At 57.1% G+C, this 613-nt stretch carries 2 protein-coding genes; both read right to left on the bottom strand.

What is annotated here, in order from left to right:
• On the bottom strand, positions 1-217 hold a 217-nt coding region (locus HP566_RS06745), incomplete at its 3' end, for a hypothetical protein (RefSeq protein WP_249976502.1).
• A partial coding sequence (locus HP566_RS06740) for a hypothetical protein (protein ID WP_249976501.1) occupies positions 204-613 on the bottom strand: 410 nt, incomplete at its 5' end. The genes HP566_RS06745 and HP566_RS06740, both read right to left, overlap by 14 nt.

The raw sequence follows: 613 nt of genomic DNA, 5'->3' as shown, positions 1-613 counted from the left end.
TCCTGAACAATATTTTAAAACCGTAATGCGTCATACGCCAAAGGCTGAAGGGCAGCCCCTTGAGGTGAAGCAGTTCAAGGGAGTCCCACTCTCCAAAATAACGATCCGCTTCATCGATCTTGAAAAGCGCCACCACACTAGCGATAAATGCTAACGCCAAGCCAAGCAGGCCGAAAGCAGCCCCAGCAAGCCCCATGATGACGTTAGTTGGCATCATGGTCACCACCACCGTGCCGCCACTGATATATCGCTGAACCAAACATCTCACCAGCCGGTTCCAGCGCCTTGGCGCCTCCATAGGCCCCGGCGCCCGCAGCCACTACGCCACATATCACTTTACCGCGTAGATCAAGGCTGACCGCCAGACATACGCCACGGTTAATAACCGCACCACCTCCAACGATCCCGCCAAAAGTACGCCCGGTGAGCTTGCCATACTCGACATAGCGGATACGTCGGCACTCTTCCTCGCGCCCTGTGGCACATGCCTCGGCGATAGTGTCACGGGTCGCGTAGGTGTCCAGCCCAACCCCTACGGCACTGCCGATACTGGTGAGTTTGGCGGCCAGCCCCACGCGCGTTATCGCTTCGGACACTGAGGGTATCTCAAACT

It is taken from the genome of Vreelandella olivaria (assembly GCF_023507745.1).
In the GTDB taxonomy this organism is placed as follows: domain Bacteria; phylum Pseudomonadota; class Gammaproteobacteria; order Pseudomonadales; family Halomonadaceae; genus Vreelandella; species Vreelandella olivaria_A.
The sequence above is the reverse complement of the archived record's forward strand: the minus strand, read 5'-3'. Positions and strand labels throughout refer to the sequence as shown.